The following is a 21,515-nucleotide window of genomic DNA, read 5'->3' as shown; positions in this document are numbered from 1 at the left end:
CGATCCGGGATCGTTTGCCAACCTTGATGACGATCCCGGCTCTGCGCTTCGCTGGGCCGGGATGACGGCTGGCGGTTTCCCGGCCCAGCGGAGGCGAAGCCGAAGCGCCGAGCCGGGATCCAGCGCACGATTCGGCCGAAGGCACTTTCGAATCTGCTGACGTTATTCAGCCGCTTCGCGCAGTTCTGCGCTGGGTCCCGGATCGGCGCCGTGCTGCGCACGGCTTGTCCGGGAAACGGCGTCAGCCCCGCGCGGACTGCGTCTCGGCGCCGATCTGCGCGTCAGCGGCGTCGGCGGCGGCGGGCAGGGGCGCGGCGAAGGCGGCGGCCTCGCCCATGGCATGGCCGAACAGGATGAGGCAGGGGCCCGTGGCGCCATCCGCCACCGCCTGCTCCAGCGCGAGCGCCAGCGTGGCCACCGTGGCCGGCACCTGCCGCTCGTCCGGGCGGGTGGCGGAGAAGATCGCGATGGCGGGCGTCGCGGGGTCGAGCCCGGCCGCCATCGCCTTGGCCGCGAGTTCGGCCCAGGTGCGCTGGGGCATGTAGACCACGGTCGTGGCCGCCGGGTCCGCCAGCGCGCTCCAGTCGAGATCGCGCGGCAGCTTGCCGTCGCGCGCATGGGCGGTGATGAATTGCAGCCGGCGGGCGTGATCGCGGTGGGTCAGCGAGACCGCGAGCCGGCTCGATGCGCCCTGCGCGGCGCTGATGCCGGGCACCACCTCGACCGGAATGCCCGCCTCGCGGGCGGCGGAAATCTCCTCCCCCGCGCGGCCGAACATCATGGGATCGCCGCCCTTGAGGCGCACCACGCGCTTGCCCTGCCGGGCCAGCGCGACCATCAGCGCGTTGATGTCGTCCTGCTTGCAGGAGGGGCGATAGCCGGTCTTGCCGACCAGCATCTTCTTCGCCTCGCGGCGGGCCACATCCAGCACGGCGGGGGCGACGAGGTCGTCATAGAGCACGACGTCGGCCGATTGCAGCACCCGCACGGCCTTCAGCGTGAGCAGTTCCGGATCGCCCGGCCCGGCGCCGACCAGCGCCACCGAGCCGCGCGGGGCGTCCGCGCGCTCGCTCTGCGCCCGCGCCAGCAATTCCTCGCGCAGGGTGGGGGAGGGCTCGGCCTCGGGCGTCTCCAGCGCGCACGCGGTGAAGCGCTCCCAGAAGCGGCGGCGGCCCTGATAGGACAGCGCCAGCGCGGAAACGGACGGGCGCCAGCTGCGCGCGGCCTCGGCCCAGCGCTTGAAGCCCTGCGGCAGCACCGCCTCGATCTTGGCGCGCACCGCCTGCCCGAAGACCGGGGCGGCGCCGTCGGTGGAAATGCCGACCACGAGCGGCGATCGGTTGACAATGGCGCCGAAGGCGAAGTCGCAGAAAGCCGGCTTGTCCACCACGTTGACCGGCACGCCGGCGGCGCGTGCCGCGCGCGCGAAAGCGTCGCCCGCCGCATCGTCCTCGATGGCGCCGATGGCCAGCGCGGCGCCGGCAAGGTCTTCCTTCTGCCAGTCGCGGGCGATCAGCCGCACCGGCCCGCCCGGCGGGTGCTGGGCGAGAGCGGCGAGGTCCTCGCAGGGGGCGGGGGAATAGACATCGACCACGGCCCCGGCGGCCGAGAGCAGTTCCGCCTTCCAGCTCGCCGCTTCCGATCCACCGGCCAGCACCACGCGGCGCCCGTCGAGCGCGAAGAACACCGGCAGGCGGGCCAGCGGCGCCATGCGCGAGCCGGCCGGGCTCGCCTTGCGCGGCGGAGGGGGGAGGGAGGCGGCGTCGCTCATGGGGCGGGGCGGATCCGGGTGCGTGGGCCAAGTGAACCGGCACATCTTATCACACGAAATCCGCGTCCATTGAAGTCAATAAACGGAGATTGTGCGGAATTGGGCCTTGCGCGCGCCGCATGGCGCGCCGCCGTCCGCTTCAGTGCGATTTTTCCGACAGGCGGTCGGTCCAGGCCAGCACCACGCCGGACAGCACGAACACGACGTGGATGATGACCAGCCACATGAGCTGCTTCTCGTCGACGCCGCGATCGAGATTCATGAAGGCCTTCAGCAGGGCGATGGCGGAGATGGCGACGATGGACGCCAGCAGCTTCTGCTTGAGACCGGCAAAGTCGACCTTTGTCATCCATTCCGGCCAGTCGGAATGGCCCGACGCGTCGATCTTCGAGACGAAATTCTCGTAGCCGGAGAAGATGACGATGATGACCAGGCTGCCGGTGAAGGTGAGATCGATCAGCGACAGGATGCCGAGGATCGTATCGCTCTCGTCGAATTGCGGGGCGTGGGTGACGAAGTGGAACAACTCGGCGCCGAATTTGAACAGCAGCACCATCAGGGCGATGACCAGCCCGATATAGAACGGCGCCATGATCCAGCGGCTGATGAAGATGAAGCGTTCGATGAGCCTTTCCATGCGCCGTGACCCCGTCCTTCCCTTCGCATTTCGCGAGTGCGAGATGGGTGCCACGCCCGCGCGGCCGCTTCAATAGGCAAGACAACACGGCGCAACCGCGGGACGGGACGGCGCCGCCCGGGGGACAGCTGGCCCGGGTGAAGCCGGAGGCTGGCGCGAGGCCGGTGGCGAGCCGCTAGAGCTTTTCCGGTGAATTCCGGTTCACCGGAAAAGCTCCAGATTCTTGGTTTGACGCATTTTCTTCACGCGAACCGGAATCCACTTCGCTGGAAAATGCTCTAGTTCGGCACGACCTTCTGGTAGGTATTCTTGAGATTGTCCTGAATCACGATCGCCTTGCCGTGGGCGACCAGCATCAGGTCCGCGTCCGGCGTGCGCGTCGCGTAGCTCCAGCCGGCGGGCAGCTTCAGGCGCGGGCCGAGCGTGGCCAGATCGTCATAGGTCAGCGCCGGATCGACGATCTGCGCATAGGACTGCATCACATAGACCGCGCCATCGGGCGCCGTCAGCTGGAACACCGGCTTGCCAGCGTCGAACTGGTAGCTGGTGTCGCGGTCGATCGTCTGCTCGGTGAAGGCGGGTTCGGTGGCCTGACGCACGGAGAGCGAGACCTCCGCCCGCTTGGCCATGGTGATGCCGCCGACGCTGATCACCTCGCCGGCCTTGGTGGCATCGAAGGCGGCGATCTTGTCCATGAGGAAGAAGCGCGGGCCGTTCATGACGATCTTGAGCACGTCGAACCGCCGGCGCAGATCGCCTTCGGTGATCGCCTTCCACTTGTCGGCCGGACAATCGTCGAAGCCGAGCGTGTTGTAGACCGCGGCCTTGAGCCCCTCCGTGGTGAGGCTGATCGGCAGGATCTCGCAATAGCGCGCATTGCGGATGACGGCCGGAGCTTTCGCCGCCGGCGCCGGGCTTGTCTCCTGCGCGCCGGCCGGCGCGGACAGGAACAGGCCGGCGCCGCCGAGAAGGGTGACGGCGCGGATCGCGAGGCGAGAAATGTTCACGGAAGACCCCCAGGGCAGGTGGATGCGGGGGCACACTACGATCGAGTTCATCCACGGCGTAAGACGCAAAGCGGATGCGGTCAAAATTCGTCGCGTGGCCGCCCCGCCCGCCGGAGGCGCACGCCCGGCGTGGACACGGCGGGTGGCCCCCGCCGCGCCCGCGCCCGCCATCATCAGGCCGCGACGCCGGTACCGATCGGGCAGGAGACCCCGGTGCCGCCCAGCCCGCAATAGCCGCTCGGATTCTTGGCGAGATATTGCTGGTGATAGTCCTCGGCGAAGTAGAAGATCGGAGCGTCGACGATCTCGGTGGTGATCGGCGGGAAACCCCTCGCCTTCAGCGCTGTCTCGAAGGCCGCCCTGGTCCGCTCCGCCGGCGCGCGCTGCTCGGGCGCGGTGAGGTAGATGCCGGAACGGTAGGTGGTGCCCACGTCATTGCCCTGGCGCATGCCCTGCGTCGGGTCATGGCTTTCCCAGAACAGCTTCAGCAGTTCCTCGTAGGAGACCTTGGCGGGGTCGTAGACCACCAGCACCGCCTCGGCGTGGCCGGTCAGGCCGGTGCAGGTCTCTTCATAGGTCGGGTTCGGCGTGATGCCGTTGATGTAGCCGACCGCGGTCGCCCAGACGCCGGGTGTCTGCCAGAACTTGCGTTCGGCGCCCCAGAAGCAGCCCAGGGCGAAGATCGCGGTCTCGAAGCCTTCGGGGTAGGGGCCCTGCAGCGCATGGCCATTGACGAAATGGCGCACGGCGGTGGGGATCGACTGGGCGCGGCCGGGCAGCGCCGTGGCGGCGGTGGGCAGGTCGAGGCCCTTCTTCAGGAAGAACATGGCAAGCCCTCTTTCTCATCGCCTCGCCGGCAAATGGCTCGTGCGGGACGAGCCCAATGTAATCGCTGTCGGCCCTCACCGCGAGGGTGAGGCAAGCTGGCGGGCGATCACGCCTTCGCGCTCCAGCTCCGGCGCTCCAGCCCCGGCGCTCCAGCCCTTGCTTTCGAACTCCGGCGATCACCGCGCCGGCCGGCGCCAGCCCAGCACCAGCAGCCCCGCGCCGATCACGCCCAGCACGAGGAAAAGCGGGGCCTGCAGCAGCGGCGGGGCGATAACGTCCCACACGCGCGGCGACAGCTTCTCGGAAATGAAGGCCTGCACGTGGCCCAGGCTCTCCTCGCTGGTGACGAGCCAGGCGACGCCGAGCGGGGTCATGACGACCTGCGACGCGGCGATGGAGCGCACACCGTCCAGCACAAGCGCGACGAACCCGCCCGCCAGCACCCACATGCCGATGAAACGCAACAGGAAACGGATCATGCGCCGGCCTTGTCCCCGCGAAAGGTCCTCCGTCGCCGGAAGGTGCCGGCGCCGCTTCTCCTCTTAGACGCCATCGCCGAACCCCCGCAAGGGTTGGCGGGGGACATCCTGTCGAACGGGCGGGGCACTGCCGCGCCGTTTTGTGCGGCGCGGCATTCGGTCGCCCACCTCGCGGGTCCGTGAAGACCCTTAGCCTTGATGTGCATCAACGCCTCACCGCTTCCGCAAGGCGAATGGTCGATCCGGAGAAATGGAGTCGTTCCAGATCCAAGGCGATCGGCTGGATCGCGCATGATCGGGACGTGGAGGGTCGAATGACTGAGCTAAACAGCTCCGCCGGGCAGGGGATCAGCGGTTCGGGCGCCACCGAGCCGGGCGTCGATCAGTCCGGCCGGAAAAGGATGACGTTCGGCGAGGGCGGTCTCGCCTTCATCTTTGGCGTCCTGGCGCTTGCCTGCATCACGGTAGCCGCCAAGGCGCAGGACAGCGCCTATGCCTTCCACGCCTATCTCTCGGCTTTCGCGAGCCTGGCGACGGTGTTCGTCATCCTCAACCGCTATATCGACCGGCCGGCGCAATTGCCCGCGCTCGAGATCGACGGCAAGCCGAACTACAATTTCGGCCCGGTGAAGTTCGCCACCCTCGCGGCGGTGTTCTGGGGCATTGCCGGCTTCCTGATCGGCGTCATCATCGCCTTCCAGCTCGCCTTCCCGGTGCTGAACTTCGACCTGCCCTGGATCGCCTTCGGCCGGCTGAGGCCACTCCACACCTCGGCGGTGGTCTTCGCCTTCGGCGGCAACGTGCTGCTGGGCACGTCATTCTACGTGGTGCAGCGCACCTCGCGGGCGCGGCTGGCGGGCTATCTGGCGCCGTGGTTCGTGGTGCTGGGCTACAATTTCTTCATACTTCTCGCCGGCACGGGCTATCTGCTCGGCATTACCCAGAGCAAGGAATATGCCGAACCCGAATGGTACGCCGACCTGTGGCTGACCGTGGTGTGGGTGACCTATCTGCTGGTCTTCCTCGGCACGCTGTGGCGCCGCAAGGAACCCCACATCTACGTGGCGAACTGGTTCTACCTCGCCTTCATCGTCACTATCGCCATGCTGCATCTGGGCAACAATGCCAGCGTGCCGATCTCGGTGTTCTCGCCGAAATCCTACATCGTCTGGTCGGGCGTGCAGGATGCGATGGTGCAGTGGTGGTATGGCCATAACGCGGTCGGCTTCTTCCTGACCGCCGGCTTCCTCGCCATCATGTATTACTTCATTCCCAAGCGCGCCGAGCGGCCGGTCTATTCCTACCGGCTGTCCATCGTGCACTTCTGGGCGATCATCTTCCTCTACATATGGGCCGGTCCGCATCACCTGCACTACACCGCGCTGCCGGACTGGGCGCAGACGCTGGGCATGACCTTCTCGATCATGCTGTGGATGCCCTCCTGGGGCGGCATGATCAACGGCCTGATGACGCTCTCGGGCGCCTGGGACAAGCTGCGGACCGACCCGGTCATCCGCATGATGGTGGTCTCGGTCGCCTTCTACGGCATGTCCACCTTCGAAGGCCCGCTGATGTCGGTGAAGGCGGTGAACTCGCTGTCCCACTATACCGACTGGACCATTGGCCATGTGCATTCCGGCGCGCTCGGCTGGGTCGCCTACATCTCCTTCGGCGCCATCTACTGCCTGGTGCCCTGGCTCTGGCAGAAGCGTGAACTCTACTCGCTGCGCCTGGTGAACTGGCACTTCTGGATCTCGACCATCGGCATCGTCTTCTACATCTCGTCGATGTGGGTGGCGGGCATCCTGCAGGGCCTGATGTGGCGCGCCTATACCTCGCTCGGCTTCCTCGAATACTCGTTCATCGAGACTGTCGAGGCGATGCACCCCTTCTACATCATCCGGGCTCTGGGCGGCGTGCTGTTCCTGATCGGCGGGCTGATCATGGCTTTCAACGTCTACATGACCATCCGCCAGCCGGGCACGGTCGCCGCCGATACCGGCGCGCGCACCCCGTCCCTCGTGCCGGCTGAGTGAGGACACGACAATGGCGGATTCAACCGCGACCAATCCCCCGCCCCACAAGCCCTCGCTCTGGGCCCGGCACGCCTTCTTCGAGAAGAACTCGATCTGGCTGCTGATCGGCATCCTGATCGTGGTCGCCATTGGCGGGCTCGTGGAGATCGTGCCGCTCTTCTATCTCAAGAGCACCATCGAGCAGGTTTCCGGCGTGCGCCCCTGGACGCCGCTGGAACTGGCCGGCCGCAACATCTATGTCCGCGAGGGCTGCTATAACTGTCACTCGCAGATGGTCCGCCCGCTGCGCGATGAGGTCGAGCGCTACGGTCACTACTCGCTGGCGGCCGAGAGCATGTATGACCGGCCGTTCCAGTGGGGCTCCAAGCGCACCGGGCCGGACCTCGCCCGCGTCGGCAACAAGTATTCCGACGAGTGGCAGCGCCAGCATCTCGCCGATCCGCGCTCGGTCGTGCCGGGCTCGATCATGCCGGGCTACCCGTTCCTCGCCCACGCGCCGCTGCGCTACGAGAACATCGGCGAGGACCTCGCGACCAACGCGCTGCTGGGCGTGCCTTATTCGCCGGAAATGGTGGCCGGCGCCATCGCGGATCTGCGCCTGCAGGCGACGCCCGATGGCGACGCGAGCGAGTTGCAGAAGCGCTATCCCGGCGCGCAGGTGCGCGACTTCGATGGCAATCCCAAGGTCGTTTCGGAAGCGGACGCGCTGATCGCCTATCTCCAGACGCTCGGCACCATGGTCGACTTCAAGCTCTACGACGACAAGGCGAACATTCGCTGAGGGACATGAGATGAACGAGACCTATCGCGCCGTCGCCGAGTTCGCCCAGACCTGGGGGCTCATCTACTTCGTCGGGCTCTTCGTCTGCGTGCTGATCTATGCGCTGTCCCCCAGCCGCAAGCGCCAGTTCGAAGATGCCGCCCGTATGCCTCTGAGCGAGGACTGAACATCATGGCCGAGATTCCCGCGCCCGATGCGCACAAGCACGAGGTCGACGCCGTCACCGGCGTCGTGACGACCGGCCACGAGTGGGACGGCATCCGCGAGCTGAACAATCCGCTGCCGCGCTGGTGGTTGTGGACCTTCTATGCCTGCATCCTCTGGTCGGTGCTCTACTGGATCGCCTACCCGGCCTGGCCGCTGGTCTCCGGCTACACGGCGGGCGCGCTCGGCTGGAAGTCGCGCGACGCGGTGCAGGTGCAACTGGCGGACCTGCGCGCCCAGCGCGCCGTGTTCGCCGACAAGCTGGCGGCCGCCTCGCTCGAACAGATCGAGAGTTCGCCGGAACTGCTCTCCTTCGCCCGGGCGCAGGGCCGAGCCGCCTTCGGCGATAATTGCGCGCCCTGCCACGGCGCCGGCGCCGCCGGTTCCAAGGGTTATCCGAACCTGAACGATGACGACTGGATGTGGGGCGGCTCGCTGGAGCAGATCCAGCAGACCATCCTGCACGGCATCCGCTCGACCGACCCGGATGCGCATGTCGGCGACATGCTGGCTTTCGGCCGCGACGGCATGCTGCAACGGCCCGACATTGTCGCCGTGGCCGATTATGTGCGCTCGCTGTCGAACCTGCCGGCGCCGGTCGAGGCCAGGACCGATCTCGCCAAGGGACAGGGGGTGTTCGAGGCCAATTGCGCCGCCTGCCACGGAGCGGACGCCAAGGGCAACCAGGAACTCGGCGCGCCGAACCTGACCGATGGCATCTGGCTCTACGGCTCGGACCGCGCCAGCGTGATCGCCACCATCACCAATGGCCGCGGCGGCATCATGCCGGCCTGGGCCGGGCGCCTCGATGCGGGCACCGTCAAGGCGCTGACCGTCTATGTCCACGCGCTGGGCGGGGGGAAATAGTGAGGCTACTCCCTCTCCCCGAGGGGGAGAGGGGTGGGGTGAGGGGGGCACACCGCTCCGCGATCACGTTTCCCCTCACCGACCCGCTTCGCGGGCCACCTCTCCCCGACGGGGAGAGGGAAGGAAAGTGGATGGCGGCTCCCCGTCCGACACGCCCCGCCTCCCTGCGGCGCGGCGCCTCAGCGGCGGCACGCCCCAGCGACGTGCCGCCGCATAAGCATTTTTCCGCCCGGCAAGGCCCGGATCGATGCCCTAGCTTCGATTCATTAAAACAAGCGCACTCCCGGGACCGGGTGACGGGGACCGACATGAACATAGCGACCAAGGTGGCGCCCGCGGCGGGCGGAGACGATGACGGCCCGCTCTACGAGGCGCGTCGGAAGATCTATCCGATCGCGGTGCAGGGCACGTTTCGCCGCATCAAATGGACGCTGCTGGTCATCACGCTCGGCATTTATTACCTGCTGCCCTTCCTGCGCTGGGATCGCGGGCCGAATGCGCCTTCGCAGGCGGTGCTGGTCGATCTCGCCAATGGCCGGTTCTATTTCTTCTTCATCGAGATCTGGCCGCAGGAGATTTATTACCTGACCGGCCTGCTCATTCTCGCCGCGCTGACGCTGTTCCTCATGAACGCGGTCGCCGGGCGGCTGTGGTGCGGCTATCTCTGCCCGCAGACGGTGTGGACCGACCTGTACCAGGCGATCGAGCGCATGGTCGAGGGCGATCCGCGCGAGCGCCGCGAGAAGCTGAAACACGCCTCGAAGGCCCAGCGCGCCTTCGAGGCGATCGCCAAGCACACGCTCTGGCTGATGATCGCGTGGTGGACCGGTGGCGCCTGGGTGCTCTATTTCGCCGATGCGCCCACGCTGGCGATGGATCTGCTCAAGGGGACTGCCCCGCCCGTCGCCTATCTCTGGATCGGCATCCTCACCTTCACCACCTATGTTCTCGCCGGCCACATGCGCGAGCAGGTCTGCACCTATATGTGCCCGTGGCCGCGCATCCAGGCGGCGCTCACGGATGAGTACGCCTATAACGTCACCTATCGCTACGATCGCGGCGAGCCGCGCGGCTCTTTCAAGAAGAGCGAAGCGCTGAAGCTCAAGGGCCTGCCGGCGGGCGATTGCGTGGATTGCCGCCAATGCGTGGCCGTCTGCCCGACCGGCGTCGATATCCGTCTCGGCAGCCAGCTCGCCTGCGTGCAGTGCGGCCTATGCATCGATGCCTGCGACAACGTGATGAACAAGGTGGGCCGGCCCACCGGGCTGATCGCCTACGACACCGAGATGAATGTCGAGCGCCGGGTCAAGGGCCTGCCGCCGGTGCACCGCTTCGTGCGCGCCCGCACGGTGCTCTATGTCGCGCTGATCGTCATCGTTGGCGGCGTCATGCTGGGGACACTGGCGACGCGGGGCTCGGAAGGCGTCGCCGTCATCCATGACCGCAACCCGCTTTTCGTGCAGCTGTCGGATGGCTCCATCCGCAATGCCTATACCGTGCGCATCGTCAACAAGCAGACAATCCCGCGCCGCTTCGCCATCGCCGTCGAGGGCGTGCCGGAAGCGCGGGTCGAGGTTGCCGGTGCCGTGGGCACGGTGGAGGACGGTCGTCCCGTGGTCGAGGTCGGCCCGGACCAGACCTATGAACTGCGCCTGCTGGTCTCCACCCATGCCAGGCTGCCGGCGAACGCCTCCCTGCCCGTGACCTTCCGCATCACCGACGTCGCCGGCGGCGAGACGAGCGCGGCGCCCGACCATTTCAAAGGCCCCTGACCGAAGGGACACCGATGCCCGCCCCCTTTTCCCCCGCCCCGCTTTCCGCCCCGCGCGTGAAACAGCGTCCCGGCCGGCCGCTGACCGGTCGTGCCGTGCTGTTATACCTCGTCGCCTTTTTCGGCGTCGTCTTCGCCGTGAATTTTTTCATGGCCCGCGTGGCGATGTCGACCTTTGGCGGGGTGGAGACCGACAGTTCCTATCAGGCCGGCCTCACCTATACGAAGGAGCGCATGGCGGCGGCGGCGCAGGATTCGCTCCGCTGGAAGGTCGACGCGCATATCGAGCCGGGCCGGCTCGATATCGCCGCGCGCGATGCCGAGGGGCGCCCGCTGACCGGCGTCACGCTGAGCGCGGTGCTGCATCACCCGACCGACCGCCGATTCGATGTGACGCTCGATCCCGTTTCGCTGGCGGCGGGCCAGTGGCGGGCGACCGACCAGGTCCAGTCCGGCCAGTGGGAACTGGTGCTGGAGTTCAGCCGCGACGGCGAGCGCCTGTTCCGCTCGACCAACCGCGTCGTCCTGCGCTAGGCGCCGGCCATGGGCGTTGAGGCTCTCTCCTTCCCCACCTCACCGCGCCGCGCGCCGGTCGTCTCCGCCGCCGGCGGCGATGGGGTGCAGGACTATTCGCTGTTCCTGCGCGAGGATGCCAGCGGCGCAAGGGAGATGGCCTTCGCGGTCGAGGGCGTCGACTGCGCCGCCTGCATCGACGAGATCGAGGACCTGTGCGAGGCGCTGCCCGGCATCGCGCGGGCGCGGCTGAACTACACCACGCACCGGCTCACCGTCGGCTGGGCGGCGAGCGCCGAGGCGCGGCCCGGCGAACTCATCAACGCGCTGGCGCGCATCGGCTACCGCGCCTATCCGTTCGAGGCGGACCGGCTGGAGGAGATCGACAACGCGACCTCGCGCCATCTGCTGCGCTGCCTCGCCGTGGCCGGCTTCGCGGCGATGAACATCATGCTGCTGTCGGTCTCGGTGTGGTCGGGCAACGTGTCCGACATCACGCCGGAGACGCGCGACCTGTTTCACTGGCTGTCCGCGCTCATCGCCCTGCCGGCCGCCGCCTATGCCGGCCAGCCCTTCTTCCGGAGCGCGTACCGGGCCGTGCGGGCCCGCGCGCTCAACATGGACGTGCCGATCACGCTCGGCGTCGGGCTGGCTCTCGCCGTGTCGTTCTACGAGACGCTGCATCATGCCGAGCATGCCTATTTCGATTCGGCCGTGATGCTGCTCTTCTTCCTCCTCACCGGCCGCTATCTCGACCATGCGATGCGCCGGCGCACCCGTTCTGAAGCCGGCAACCTTGCCGCGCTGAAGGCTTTGAGCGCCAATCGCGTCGCGCCCGACGGCACGCTGATCACCGTTCCCGCCGCGGCGATCGTGCCGGGCGACGAGGTGCTCGTGCGCGCGGGCGAGCGGGCCCCGGTCGACGGGCGGGTGCTGGCCGGCATGGCGGCGGTGGACGAGAGCCTGATCACCGGCGAGACCCTGCCGCGCCGGCTGGGCGTGGGCGAGACCGTGCATGCCGGCGCGCTGGTCCATGACGGCACGCTGCGCCTGCGCACCACGGCGGTGGGCGAAGACACGTTCCTTACCGAGATCGAACGGCTGCTCGACAAGGCCTCCACCGCGCGCGGGCGTTATATCCGCCTCGCCGACCGGGTGGCGAGGCTCTACGCGCCCATGGTGCACCTCACCGCGCTGCTCTCGCTGGCCGGCTGGTTGATCGCCGGGGCGTCGCTGCATCAGGCGGTGCTGATCGCGGTGGCGGTGCTGATCATCACCTGCCCCTGCGCGCTGGCGCTCGCCGTGCCGGCGGTGCAGGTGGTGGCGGCCGGCACGCTGATGCGCCACGGCATCATGCTCAATGCCGGCGACACGTTCGAGCGGCTGGCCGAGGTCGACACCGTCGCCTTCGACAAGACCGGCACGCTGACCCTGCCCGACCCCGCCGTCGCCAATGCCGACAGGGTGCCGGCGGTGCTCCTGGAAATCGCGGCGCGTCTCGCCTTGGCCAGCACCCACCCGCTGGCGCGGGCGGTGGCGGCGGGGCGGCCCGGTTCGGTGCCGGTGGCGGCCGCGCGCGAGACCCCCGGCGCGGGCGTTGAGGCGATGATCGAGGGCGCGCCGGCCCGGCTCGGCAGCACCGCCTTCTGCGGCTGCGAGGACCTCGTGCCCGCCGCCAGTGCGGAGGCCTCGCTGGTCGCCGTGCGCTGGGGGGAGGCGCGCGCGCTGATCGAACTGCGCCAGGTGCTGCGCCCGGATGCGCGGGCGGTGATCGACGCGCTGCGCGCTCGCGGCAAGCATATCCTCATTCTCTCCGGCGACCGGGCGGCGGCGGTGGCGCCGGTGGCGGCCGAACTGGGGGTGGAGGACTGGTGGGCGCAGGCCCGCCCGGCCGACAAGATCGGCGTGCTGGAGAGCCTCGCCGGGCAGGGGCGCCGCGTGCTGATGGTTGGCGACGGGCTCAATGACGCACCCTCGCTCGCCAGCGCGCATGTCTCGCTCTCGCCCATCACGGCAGCCGACGTCACCCGCGCCCATGCCGACGCGGTGTTTCTCGGCGAGCGGCTGGCCCCCGTGCGCATCGCGCTCGATGTCGCGGCGAATGCGCGGCGGTTGATGCGCGAGAACCTGATGATCGCGGTGGTGTATAATCTCATCGCCGTGCCGCTGGCGATTGCCGGCCAGGTCACGCCGCTGGTGGCGGCGGTGGCGATGTCGGGTTCGTCGGTCATCGTCACGCTCAATGCGCTGCGTGCCCGCTCGGGCGGCCTCGCGCGGGCGAAGGAGGCGTCATGAACGTGCTGCTCTATCTCGTGCCGGCAGCGCTCTGCCTCGGCCTTGTCGGTCTCGCCGCCTTCATGTGGTCGCTGCGCTCGGGCCAGTATGACGATCTCGACGGCGCCGCCGTGCGGGTGCTCAGCGACGATGATCTGGCGGACGCGCCGGGCGCGGCAGGGCGCGGATGAGCGCGGCCGATTTTCCCCGTGCGCGGCTGGAGGCCGAAACCGAGGCGGCCCGGCTCGGCCGCCTGGGCTGCGCCTGCCCGGAGGACGCGCCGCGCGCGCTGCGCCGTCAGGTGAGCGAGGGGCGGCTCGCGGCCGGCTTCGCGCTGGTCGTGCTGGCGCAGGCGCTGACGCTGGGCGTGCTGCCGCTGGCCGGAACCATGCTGGCGCCGCGCCCCGAACTGGGCGTGCTGCCGCTGGCCGCCCTGCTGGCCGGGGCGGCGATGGCCAGCCTGCCGGCGAGCGTGCTGCTCGATGCGTTCGGCCGGCGGGCCGGTTTCGCGCTCGGCGCCAGCCTCGGCGTCGCGGGGGGGCTGATCGCCGCCTATGCGATGATGATCGCCGCCTTTCCGCTGCTGGTGCTGGGCGCGGGCTGGCTGGGCGCGGCGCAGGGCTTCGGCATGTTCTACCGCCATGCCGCCGCCTTCGGCGCCGGCACGGATGGCCGGGCCGCGGCGGTGGCGCGCGTGCTCGGTGCCGGCGCTCTCGCCGGTCTCGCCGGTCCCGTGCTGGCGGGGGAGGCGGAGGCGCTTGCGGTACCCTACACGTTCGCGGGCATGCTCATCCTCGCCGCGCTGGCCCAATTGGGCACGCTGGTCTTCGCGGTGAGCCTGCCGGAGGCGCGGTTCTCGCATGCCGAATGGACGGTCGAGGCGATGGCGCAGGCCGCGGCACGGGCGGAGCTTCCACGACCGCTGGCCTGGCGCGCCATGGCCGGGCCGTTGCTGGTCGGTGCGCTGGCCTGGGGGGCGATGACGTCCGCCATGGCCGGGGCGCCGCTGGCGCTGGCCGGCTGCGGGCTCGGCGTGCCGCTGATTTCCGGCGTGGTCGCCTGGCATGTGGTGGCGATGTATGCGCCGGCGCTGGCCGGGGGCGTGCTGGCCCGCCGCCTCGGCACCACGCCGCTCGCTGTTCTCGCGCTCGCCGTCTGCCTCAGCGCGGCCGTGGCGGTGCGCCTGCTGCCGGACGCGACGACCATCGGCGCGGCCTTTCTGGCGGTCGGCGCCGGCTGGTCGCTCGCCACGCTGGCCGCGACGCTGCGCCTGCACGAGCAGGGCACGCCCTCGCGCCTGCAACTGGCGGTCAATGACGGGGCGCTGCTGGTCGCCGCGCTGGCCGGCGTGTTCGTGTGAGCCGCGCGGCACGATCCTGACAGCGGGTGCCCGGTTGCCCAGATGGCCGGCACCGCGCGCGACGATTTCAGGTGCCCCGTCCATCGCACCGGCGACCTCTGCCGCCATTCCCACCCGGCTACCTGAATTCGTCGCCTCGCGGCGGGCGTGGAGCGCTTGACCGGCGTTGCGAGTTTATGTAAGTGATCGCTTACTAACATAATATGGGAGGGTCGTCCGGTGTTCACGCGGTTGATGTCGGCTCGGCGCTTCGCCCCGCTGTTCTGGTGCCAGTTCTTTTCGGCGTTCAACGACAATTTCGTCAAGAATGCCATGGCGCTGCTGATCCTTTACGGCCTCGGGGAGACGCATGGCGGCGCGCTGGTCACGCTGGCGGGCGGCGTGTTCATCCTGCCCTTCTTCCTGTTCTCCAGCCTCGGCGGCCAGCTTGCCGACCGTTACGACAAGGCGCTGATCGCCCGGCGGCTGAAATTCGCCGAGATCTGGATCGTGCTGCTGGCCTGTTCCGGCTTCGTGCTGCAATCGCTGCCCATGCTGTTCGTCGGCCTATTCTTCATGGGCACGCTCAGCGCGCTGTTCGGGCCGGTGAAATATGGCATCCTTCCCGACCATCTCGCCAAGGATGAACTCGTCTCCGGCAATGCGCTGGTGGAGACCGCGACCTTCGCCGCCATCCTCGGCGGCACGGTGGCGGGCGGCATCGCCGTCACCCATACCGGCCAATGGTCGGTGGCGGGCTTTACCTTCGTGCTGGCGGTCATCTCCTGGCTGTCCGCCCGCGCCATTCCCCACACCCATGAGGGTGCGCCCGACCTCAAGATCGACCGCAACATCTGGCGCGGTACGAACGAGCTGATCGCCGAGCTGCGCGCCACGCCCAATATCTGGAAGGGCGCGCTCATCGTCTCGTGGTTCTGGCTGGTGGGCGCGGTGGTGCTGTCGCTGCTGCCGACGCTGGTGAAGGAGAATATCGGTGGCGAGGAAAGCGTGGTGACGCTGTTCCTGGTGATGTTCACCGTCGGCGTCGCGCTGGGCTCGACCCTGGCGGCGAAGGCGTCGGAGGGGCGCATCCTGCTGGCGCTGGTGCCTGTTGCCGGGGTGCTGATGAGCGGCTTCGCCATCTATTTCGGCCTGTATCTGGAGAGCGCGACGCCGGTCGCGGCGGGCATCGGCTGGCGCGACTTCCTGTTTTCCGCCGGGGGCTTCCATGCGGGCATGGGCCTGATGGGCATGGCGGCCGCGGGCGGCGCCTTCGTGGTGCCGACCTTCGCCTATATCCAGGCCGAGGCGGGCGAGGACCGGCGGGCGCGGGTGATCGCCGGCAACAACGTGCTGAACGCCGCCTTCATGGTGGTGGGCGCGGTGGTGGTGGCCGGCCTGCAACTCGCCGGGGCGGGCGCCCCCACGCTGCTCTTCATCATCGGCGGGACGACGCTGCTGGTCGCGCTCCTGGTGGCGCGCGCCTTTCGCGGCCATGTGCTGCGCGATCTCATCCGCATCGTGTTCCGTGTCGCCTTCCGCGTGGAGGTGAAGGGCGCCGAGCATCTCAAGGCGGCCGGTCCCGGCTCGGTGATCGCCATCAACCATGTGAGTTTCCTCGACGCCCCGCTGATCATGGCGCTGCTGGACAATGATCCGGTCTTCGCGGTGGATGCCAGCATCGCCGAGCGCTGGTGGATCAAGCCCTTCCTCAAGCTGGTGCGGGCCTTTCCGCTCGACCCCACGCGGCCGCTGGCGACGCGCGACCTGATCAAGCTGGTCAGCCAAGGCGAGCAACTGGTGATCTTCCCCGAGGGGCGGATCACCGTCACCGGCTCGATCATGAAGATCTATGACGGCTCGGCGCTGGTCGCCGACCGCGCGCAGGCCGCCGTGGTGCCGGTGCGCATCGAGGGGCTGGAGCAGACCCCCTTCTCCCGCCTGACGCCGGACCAGACGCGCAAGCGGCTGTTTCCCAAGGTGCGCGTGACCATCCTGCCGCCGGAGCGCATCACCATCGATCCCGAATTGTTCGGCCGCAAGCGCCGGCGCGCGGCGGGCACGGCGCTCTACAACATCATGTCCGACCTGATGTTCGAGACCTCCCACACCAACATCACCGTCTACCAGGCGGTGGAGGAGGCGGCGGTGCGGCTCGGCATGGGGCGGACCGTGGTGGAGGATCCGCTCGGCACCTCGCTCAACTACCGCAAGCTGCTGATGGGGGCGAGGATCCTCGGCGGCAAGCTGGCCGCGCTCACCCGGCCGGGCGAGAATGTGGGCGTGCTGCTGCCCAATGCCGCCGGTGTCGCGGTCGTGCTCATGGGCCTGTCGCGCTTTGGCCGGGTGCCGGTCATGCTCAACTACACCGCCGGCGCGGTGAACCTGGTGGCGGCCTGCGTGGCGGCGGAGGTGAAGATCGTCGTCTGCTCGCGCGCCTTCGTCGAGAAAGCCAAGCTGGAATCGGAAGTGGCCGAGCTGTCCAAGCATGTCCGCGTGCTGATGAGCGAGGACATCCGCGCCGGCGTCACCACGGGCGACAAGGTGAAGGCGCTGCTGCCGCAGATGCTGGTTCCCGGCGGGCCGCCCCGGCCCGCCAGCCCGGACGAGCCGGCCTTCATCCTGTTCACCTCCGGCTCGGAGGGAAGCCCCAAGGGCGTCGTGCTGTCCCACCGCAACATTCTCACCAATGTGGCGCAGGTGGCGGCGCGGATCGATTTCTCGCCCGCCGACATCATGTTCAACGTGCTCCCCGTTTTCCATTCCTTCGGGCTCACCGGCGGGCTGATGCTGCCGCTGGTCTCGGGGCTGAAATGCTTCCTCTACCCCTCGCCGCTGCACTACCGGATCATCCCGGAACTGGTCTACGCCACCAACGCCACCGCCATTGTCGGCACCGACACCTTCCTCATGGGCTATGCCCGCACCGCCAACCCCTATGATTTCCGCTCGCTGCGCTTCGTGGTGGCGGGAGCCGAGCCGGTGAAGACCGAGACGCGGCGCGTGTGGATGGAGAAGTTCGGCCACCGTATCCTGGAGGGCTACGGCGTTACCGAATGCGCGCCGGTACTGGCGGTGAACACCCCGATGTTCAACCGCGCCGGCACGGTCGGCCGGCTGCTGCCGGGCATCGAGCACCGGCTCGATCCGGTGCCGGGCATCGACGAGGGCGGGCGGCTCAACGTGAGGGGGCCGAACATCATGCTGGGCTATCTGCGCGCCGAGGCGCCGGGTGTGATCGAGCCGCCGGAAAATGGCTGGTACGACACCGGCGATATCGTGGCGCTGGACGAGGAGGGCTTCGTCGCCATTCGCGGTCGCGCCAAGCGCTTTGCCAAGATAGCCGGCGAAATGATTTCACTGGCGGCGATCGATGCCATGGTGGCCGGGCTGCGGCCGGATGCCGAGCATGTCGCGGTGACGATTCCCGATGCCAAGCGCGGCGAGCGCATCCTGTTGCTGACCACCGCTTCCGATCTCACCCGCGCGGCGCTGCAGGCGCGGGGGCGCGAACTGGGCGTGACCGAGCTGATGATACCGGCGGAGATCCTGCCGATGGAGGAATTGCCGCTGCTCGGTTCCGGAAAGGTGGACTTCACCCGCGCGCGGGTCCTCGCGCTGGAGGCGATCGCCGCGCGTGGGCCGGCGGCAGCGGCGGGCGGGACATGAGCGCGCGCGGCCAGCCCGCGCCCACGCGCCGCGTTTCCCGCGCCGCCGTGCCGCGCCGTGGCCGGGATGGCACCGCGACCCGCGCGCGGATCGAGGCGGAAGCGCTGACGCTGTTCGCCGAGAAGGGCATAGACGGCACCAGCGTGCGCGACATCGCCCTGCGCGCGGGGCTGAGCGAGGGCGCGCTCTACCGGCATTTTCCCTCCAAGGAGGAACTGGCGCGCGAGCTGTTCCTCTCGCATTACGCCACGTTGGCGCGCGCGATCTGCGCGGTCGATGCGCGCGATGTCGGCCTTGCCGAGAAGCTGCGGGACGTGGTGGCGCTTGCCTGCCGGCTGTTCGACGAGGAGCCCGCGCTGTTCGCCTATCTGCTGATCCACCAGCACGACCATCTGCGCCATGTGCCGGCGACGCCCGATGCCAATGTGGTGGAGGCGGTGGCGTTGCTGCTGCGCGGCGGCGGCCTCGCGCCCGAGCGTGCGGCCCTGGCCAGCGCCATGGCGCTGGGCTGCGTGGTGCAGCCGGCGGTATTCGCGCTCTATGGACGGCTCGAAGGTCCGCTTGCCGCGCATGCCGACGCGATCGCGCGGGCGGTGACGGGGGTTGTCGAGGGCGCGCGGGGGGCGTGACCCGCGCTCGGGGGCTCAGGCAGTCCAGCCCCGCTCGCCGCTGCGTCCGCCGATGACAGGCCGGGCGGGGCAGGCCGGGCGACCGGCGTCGCGCTGCCCGGCGTGCCGGCAGGAGCGAGAGGGGGGGCGATCCCGATGATCGTGAGGAGGGCAGGGCAACCCGCCCATTCCCCACCGCCACGGCATCGAACGTAACGGGCGGCCCCGCCGGAACCGGCGAGGCCGTGGCCGCGAATAGAGTGCCGGCAAAGGAAGCTGGCGTGACGTTCCGAGGATCAGAACAGCTTCAGGCCCGGGGGAATGGGCAGGCCGGCGGTCAGCGCCTGCGTCTTTTCCTGGATCAGCCGTTCGCCCTTGGCGCGGGCCTCGGCATGGGCGGCGACGATCAGATCCTCGAGGATTTCCGCCTCTTCCGGCACCAAGAGGCTCGGATCGATGCGGAGCGCCTTCAGCGTGCCCTTGGCGGAGAGCCGCACGGTGACGAGCCCGCCGCCCGACGCGCCGTCGACCTCGGTGCTCTCCAGCTCGGCCTGCAGTTGCTCCATGCGCCCCTGCATCTCCTTCACCTTGGACATCATCCCGAGAAGGTCTTTCATGCACGGCTCCTGTTTCTAGAATTCGAAATCATCGTCGGACGAATCCTCGCCCGGGTTCTGCGCGTCGCGCGCGGCCATCATCTCGTAATCGTCGAGCGAGCCGGGCGGGGGGCCTTCGTCGGTGGTCTGCGTGCGCACGTCGACGATGGAGGCGCCGGGAAAACGCCCCAGCACGGCGGCGACCAGCGGGTCGGCGCGCACGTCGGTCAACAGGCTCTCGCGGGCCGAGCGGGTCTGCTCGGCCAGGGTCGCCTCGCCCTCCTCGCGGGAGAGCGCGACCAGCCAGCGCTTGCCGGTCCAGTCGGAAAGCTTGGTCTGCAACTCCTGCAGCAGGCTGGACGAGCCGCCGGGCGCCAGCGCCAGTTCCAGCTTGCCATCCTCGAAGGCGACCGGCCGGACATGGTTTTCCAGCGCGAATTTCAGCTTGAGATCGCGTTTGGTGACCGCCAGCGCCACCAGTTCGGTGAGATTGCCGACGCTGACCGTCGGCTTCTCCTGCGTCGCCGGCTGCGGGGCGCTTGCCGGGCGCGGCGTGCCGCGGGCGGCGAGCGACAGGTGGCTCGGAGCGACCACGGGGGCGGTGTTTGCCACGGGTGCGCTGAAGCTGCGCGGCGCCATGGCCGCCATGGCCGACCCGCCACTCCCGGAGCCGCCACTCCCGGAGCCGGCGCCAGCCCCGCCACCCGACCCGCCGCCGGACGGGGCAGGGGCGGGGCGCCCGGCGGGCTCCTCGGCCGCCCCGTCGCGCAGGCGTTTGAGCGCTTCGTCCGGGGTCGGCAGGTCGCTGGCATAGGCGAGACGCACCAGCACCATCTCCGCCGCCTGCATCGGCTTGGCGGCCTGTTGCACCTCGGCGAGGCCCTTTGTGAGCATCTGCCAGGCCCGCGCCAGCACGCGCATGGACAGGGTTTCGGCGAAGCCGCGCCCGCGCGTGCGCTCGGCCTCGACGAGGGCCGGATCGTCCGCCGTCTCGGGCAGGATCTTCAGCTTGGTGACGAGATGGGTGAACTCGGCGAGATCGGTGATGAGCACGGCCGGGTCGGCGCCGGAATCATACTGCTCGCGCAATTCGGTGAGGGCCTGCCCGATATCGCCGCGCATCAGCGCCTCGAACAGGTCGATGACGCGGCCGCGATCGGCGAGGCCGAGCAGCGAGCGCACCTGCTCGCCATGCACGATGTGGCCGGTGGCCTGCCCGCCGGCCGATTGCGCGCCCGAATGGGCGATGGCCTGGTCGAGCAGCGAGAGCGCATCGCGTACCGAGCCTTCCGCCGCGCGGGCCACCAGGCTCAGCGCCTCCTGGTCGATGCCGACGCCTTCCGCCTCGCAGATGCCGCGCAGGTGCCGCGCCAGCGTGCCGGCATCCACCCGGCGCAGGTCGAAGCGCTGCGTGCGCGACAGCACGGTGACGGGAACCTTGCGGATTTCGGTCGTGGCGAAGATGAACTTCACATGCTCGGGCGGCTCCTCCAGCGTCTTCAACAGCCCGTTGAAGGCGGCGGTGGAGAGCATGTGCACTTCGTCGATGATGAACACCTTGTAGCGCGCCAGCACCGGCTTGTAGCGCGCCGCCTCGATGATCTCGCGGATATCGCTGATGCCGGTATTGGAGGCGGCGTCCATCTCCTGCACGTCGACATGGCGGCTCTCGATGATGTCGCGGCAATGGCGGCCCAGCACCGGCATGTCGAGCGTGGGCGCGCCGCCGGAAGCCAAGCCCGCATTCGCAGGGCCGTCCATCGGCTCGTAGTTCAGCGCGCGGGCGAGGATGCGGGCCGTGGTGGTCTTGCCCACCCCGCGCACGCCGGTGAGGATATAGGCCTGCGCGATGCGGCCGGAGGTGAAGGCGTTCTTCAGCGTGCGCACCATCGCTTCCTGACCGATCAGGTCGGCGAAGGTCTGCGGCCGGTATTTTCGCGCGAGCACGCGATAGGGCGCGGCCGTGGCCGGGGCCATGGCCGGCACCGTCGGCGCGGGGCCGAGATCGAAGCCCGGCCCGTCATCGCCGGGATGCGTCAGGTCGGACATGTCGGGGGTGTCGGCGCTCATATCCCTTCATAGCATCGCCGGCGCCACCGGGCACAACGCCGCAATGACGCGCGCGGGAAATTTCC

General features: G+C 69.0%; 18 protein-coding genes. 11 read left to right on the top strand and 7 right to left on the bottom strand.

Features of this window, described 5'->3' with window-relative positions; translation table 11 throughout:
- Positions 1-241: 241 nt before the first annotated feature.
- From cysG to QOZ99_RS14295, 5 genes are all read right to left on the bottom strand, one after another.
- Positions 242-1,771: a siroheme synthase CysG gene (cysG, locus tag QOZ99_RS14315; RefSeq protein WP_306890667.1), complete on the bottom strand. Its 1,530-nt coding sequence runs from the start codon at positions 1,769-1,771 to the stop codon at positions 242-244.
- A 139-nt stretch (positions 1,772-1,910) separates the two neighbouring features.
- Positions 1,911-2,408 (bottom strand): TIGR00645 family protein, encoded by a 498-nt coding sequence (locus QOZ99_RS14310; RefSeq protein ID WP_306890666.1) that lies wholly within the window; start codon positions 2,406-2,408, stop codon positions 1,911-1,913.
- 278 nt (positions 2,409-2,686) lie between these two features.
- Positions 2,687-3,415, bottom strand: coding sequence for a hypothetical protein (locus tag QOZ99_RS14305; protein ID WP_306890665.1), 729 nt, complete (start codon positions 3,413-3,415; stop codon positions 2,687-2,689).
- 173 nt (positions 3,416-3,588) lie between these two features.
- Positions 3,589-4,242 carry a peptide-methionine (S)-S-oxide reductase MsrA gene (gene msrA, locus QOZ99_RS14300; RefSeq protein ID WP_306890664.1) on the bottom strand — a complete coding sequence of 218 codons (654 nt, stop codon included), beginning with the start codon at positions 4,240-4,242 and terminating at the stop codon, positions 3,589-3,591.
- Positions 4,243-4,419: 177 nt separating this feature from the next.
- On the bottom strand, positions 4,420-4,722 hold the full coding sequence (locus QOZ99_RS14295) for a hypothetical protein (protein WP_306890663.1): 303 nt from the start codon (positions 4,720-4,722) through the stop codon (positions 4,420-4,422).
- Positions 4,723-5,123: 401 nt separating this feature from the next.
- Here QOZ99_RS14295 and ccoN point away from each other — a divergent pair, with 401 nt between their 5' ends.
- From ccoN to QOZ99_RS14240, 11 genes are all read left to right on the top strand, one after another.
- Positions 5,124-6,758 (top strand): cytochrome-c oxidase, cbb3-type subunit I, encoded by a 1,635-nt coding sequence (gene ccoN, locus QOZ99_RS14290; protein ID WP_306890771.1) that lies wholly within the window; start codon positions 5,124-5,126, stop codon positions 6,756-6,758.
- Positions 6,759-6,768: 10 nt separating this feature from the next.
- Positions 6,769-7,539 carry a cytochrome-c oxidase, cbb3-type subunit II gene (gene ccoO / locus QOZ99_RS14285; RefSeq protein WP_306890661.1) on the top strand — a complete coding sequence of 257 codons (771 nt, stop codon included), beginning with the start codon at positions 6,769-6,771 and terminating at the stop codon, positions 7,537-7,539.
- A 10-nt stretch (positions 7,540-7,549) separates the two neighbouring features.
- On the top strand, positions 7,550-7,705 hold the full coding sequence (locus QOZ99_RS14280) for a cbb3-type cytochrome c oxidase subunit 3 (RefSeq protein ID WP_183191288.1): 156 nt from the start codon (positions 7,550-7,552) through the stop codon (positions 7,703-7,705).
- Positions 7,706-7,710: 5 nt separating this feature from the next.
- On the top strand, positions 7,711-8,610 hold the full coding sequence (ccoP, locus tag QOZ99_RS14275; RefSeq protein WP_306890660.1) for a cytochrome-c oxidase, cbb3-type subunit III: 900 nt from the start codon (positions 7,711-7,713) through the stop codon (positions 8,608-8,610).
- 308 nt (positions 8,611-8,918) lie between these two features.
- Positions 8,919-10,382, top strand: coding sequence for a cytochrome c oxidase accessory protein CcoG (ccoG, locus tag QOZ99_RS14270; RefSeq protein WP_306890659.1), 1,464 nt, complete (start codon positions 8,919-8,921; stop codon positions 10,380-10,382).
- A 14-nt stretch (positions 10,383-10,396) separates the two neighbouring features.
- A complete protein-coding gene (locus tag QOZ99_RS14265) occupies positions 10,397-10,915 on the top strand; it encodes a FixH family protein (RefSeq protein WP_306890658.1) in 519 nt (172 codons plus the stop codon).
- A 135-nt stretch (positions 10,916-11,050) separates the two neighbouring features.
- Complete coding sequence (locus QOZ99_RS14260) at positions 11,051-13,189, top strand: heavy metal translocating P-type ATPase (RefSeq protein ID WP_306890770.1); 2,139 nt, start codon at positions 11,051-11,053, stop codon at positions 13,187-13,189.
- Complete coding sequence (gene ccoS, locus QOZ99_RS14255; RefSeq protein WP_306890657.1) at positions 13,186-13,359, top strand: cbb3-type cytochrome oxidase assembly protein CcoS; 174 nt, start codon at positions 13,186-13,188, stop codon at positions 13,357-13,359. The genes QOZ99_RS14260 and ccoS overlap by 4 nt, the downstream gene beginning before the upstream one ends.
- Positions 13,356-14,528 carry an MFS transporter gene (locus QOZ99_RS14250; RefSeq protein WP_306890656.1) on the top strand — a complete coding sequence of 391 codons (1,173 nt, stop codon included), beginning with the start codon at positions 13,356-13,358 and terminating at the stop codon, positions 14,526-14,528. Before ccoS ends, QOZ99_RS14250 begins: the two co-directional genes overlap by 4 nt.
- Positions 14,529-14,747: 219 nt before the next feature.
- On the top strand, positions 14,748-18,176 hold the full coding sequence (locus tag QOZ99_RS14245) for an acyl-[ACP]--phospholipid O-acyltransferase (RefSeq protein ID WP_306890655.1): 3,429 nt from the start codon (positions 14,748-14,750) through the stop codon (positions 18,174-18,176).
- Entirely contained in the window at positions 18,173-18,805 is a 633-nt protein-coding gene (locus QOZ99_RS14240; RefSeq protein ID WP_306890654.1) for a TetR/AcrR family transcriptional regulator, read from the top strand. Before QOZ99_RS14245 ends, QOZ99_RS14240 begins: the two co-directional genes overlap by 4 nt.
- Positions 18,806-19,080: 275 nt before the next feature.
- On the opposite strand, the gene QOZ99_RS14235 is transcribed toward QOZ99_RS14240, so the two are convergent.
- The gene (locus QOZ99_RS14235) at positions 19,081-19,401 is read right to left on the bottom strand and encodes a YbaB/EbfC family nucleoid-associated protein (RefSeq protein ID WP_183191279.1); all 321 of its coding nucleotides are present in this window, start codon (positions 19,399-19,401) and stop codon (positions 19,081-19,083) included.
- Between the two features lie 15 nt (positions 19,402-19,416).
- On the bottom strand, positions 19,417-21,450 hold the full coding sequence (locus QOZ99_RS14230) for a DNA polymerase III subunit gamma/tau (protein WP_306890653.1): 2,034 nt from the start codon (positions 21,448-21,450) through the stop codon (positions 19,417-19,419).
- Positions 21,451-21,515 lie beyond the last annotated feature (65 nt).

Origin of the sequence: Ancylobacter amanitiformis (assembly GCF_030814815.1) — a bacterium.
Classification (GTDB): domain Bacteria; phylum Pseudomonadota; class Alphaproteobacteria; order Rhizobiales; family Xanthobacteraceae; genus Ancylobacter; species Ancylobacter amanitiformis.
The sequence above is the reverse complement of the archived record's forward strand: the minus strand, read 5'-3'. Positions and strand labels throughout refer to the sequence as shown.

What these genes read in the sequence shown, in the direction of transcription:
- ccoS (WP_306890657.1), top strand. Translation starts at nt 13,186, where the DNA reads ATGAACGTGCTGCTCTATCTCGTGCCGGCAGCGCTCTGCCTCGGCCTT.
- QOZ99_RS14295 (WP_306890663.1), bottom strand. Translation starts at nt 4,722, where the DNA reads ATGATCCGTTTCCTGTTGCGTTTCATCGGCATGTGGGTGCTGGCGGGC.
- QOZ99_RS14235 (WP_183191279.1), bottom strand. Translation starts at nt 19,401, where the DNA reads ATGAAAGACCTTCTCGGGATGATGTCCAAGGTGAAGGAGATGCAGGGG.
- QOZ99_RS14260 (WP_306890770.1), top strand. Translation starts at nt 11,051, where the DNA reads ATGGCCTTCGCGGTCGAGGGCGTCGACTGCGCCGCCTGCATCGACGAG.
- QOZ99_RS14265 (WP_306890658.1), top strand. Translation starts at nt 10,397, where the DNA reads ATGCCCGCCCCCTTTTCCCCCGCCCCGCTTTCCGCCCCGCGCGTGAAA.
- QOZ99_RS14250 (WP_306890656.1), top strand. Translation starts at nt 13,356, where the DNA reads ATGAGCGCGGCCGATTTTCCCCGTGCGCGGCTGGAGGCCGAAACCGAG.
- ccoP (WP_306890660.1), top strand. Translation starts at nt 7,711, where the DNA reads ATGGCCGAGATTCCCGCGCCCGATGCGCACAAGCACGAGGTCGACGCC.
- msrA (WP_306890664.1), bottom strand. Translation starts at nt 4,242, where the DNA reads ATGTTCTTCCTGAAGAAGGGCCTCGACCTGCCCACCGCCGCCACGGCG.
- QOZ99_RS14230 (WP_306890653.1), bottom strand. Translation starts at nt 21,450, where the DNA reads ATGAGCGCCGACACCCCCGACATGTCCGACCTGACGCATCCCGGCGAT.
- QOZ99_RS14240 (WP_306890654.1), top strand. Translation starts at nt 18,173, where the DNA reads ATGAGCGCGCGCGGCCAGCCCGCGCCCACGCGCCGCGTTTCCCGCGCC.
- ccoN (WP_306890771.1), top strand. Translation starts at nt 5,124, where the DNA reads ATGACGTTCGGCGAGGGCGGTCTCGCCTTCATCTTTGGCGTCCTGGCG.
- ccoG (WP_306890659.1), top strand. Translation starts at nt 8,919, where the DNA reads ATGAACATAGCGACCAAGGTGGCGCCCGCGGCGGGCGGAGACGATGAC.
- QOZ99_RS14280 (WP_183191288.1), top strand. Translation starts at nt 7,550, where the DNA reads ATGAACGAGACCTATCGCGCCGTCGCCGAGTTCGCCCAGACCTGGGGG.
- QOZ99_RS14310 (WP_306890666.1), bottom strand. Translation starts at nt 2,408, where the DNA reads ATGGAAAGGCTCATCGAACGCTTCATCTTCATCAGCCGCTGGATCATG.
- ccoO (WP_306890661.1), top strand. Translation starts at nt 6,769, where the DNA reads ATGGCGGATTCAACCGCGACCAATCCCCCGCCCCACAAGCCCTCGCTC.
- cysG (WP_306890667.1), bottom strand. Translation starts at nt 1,771, where the DNA reads ATGAGCGACGCCGCCTCCCTCCCCCCTCCGCCGCGCAAGGCGAGCCCG.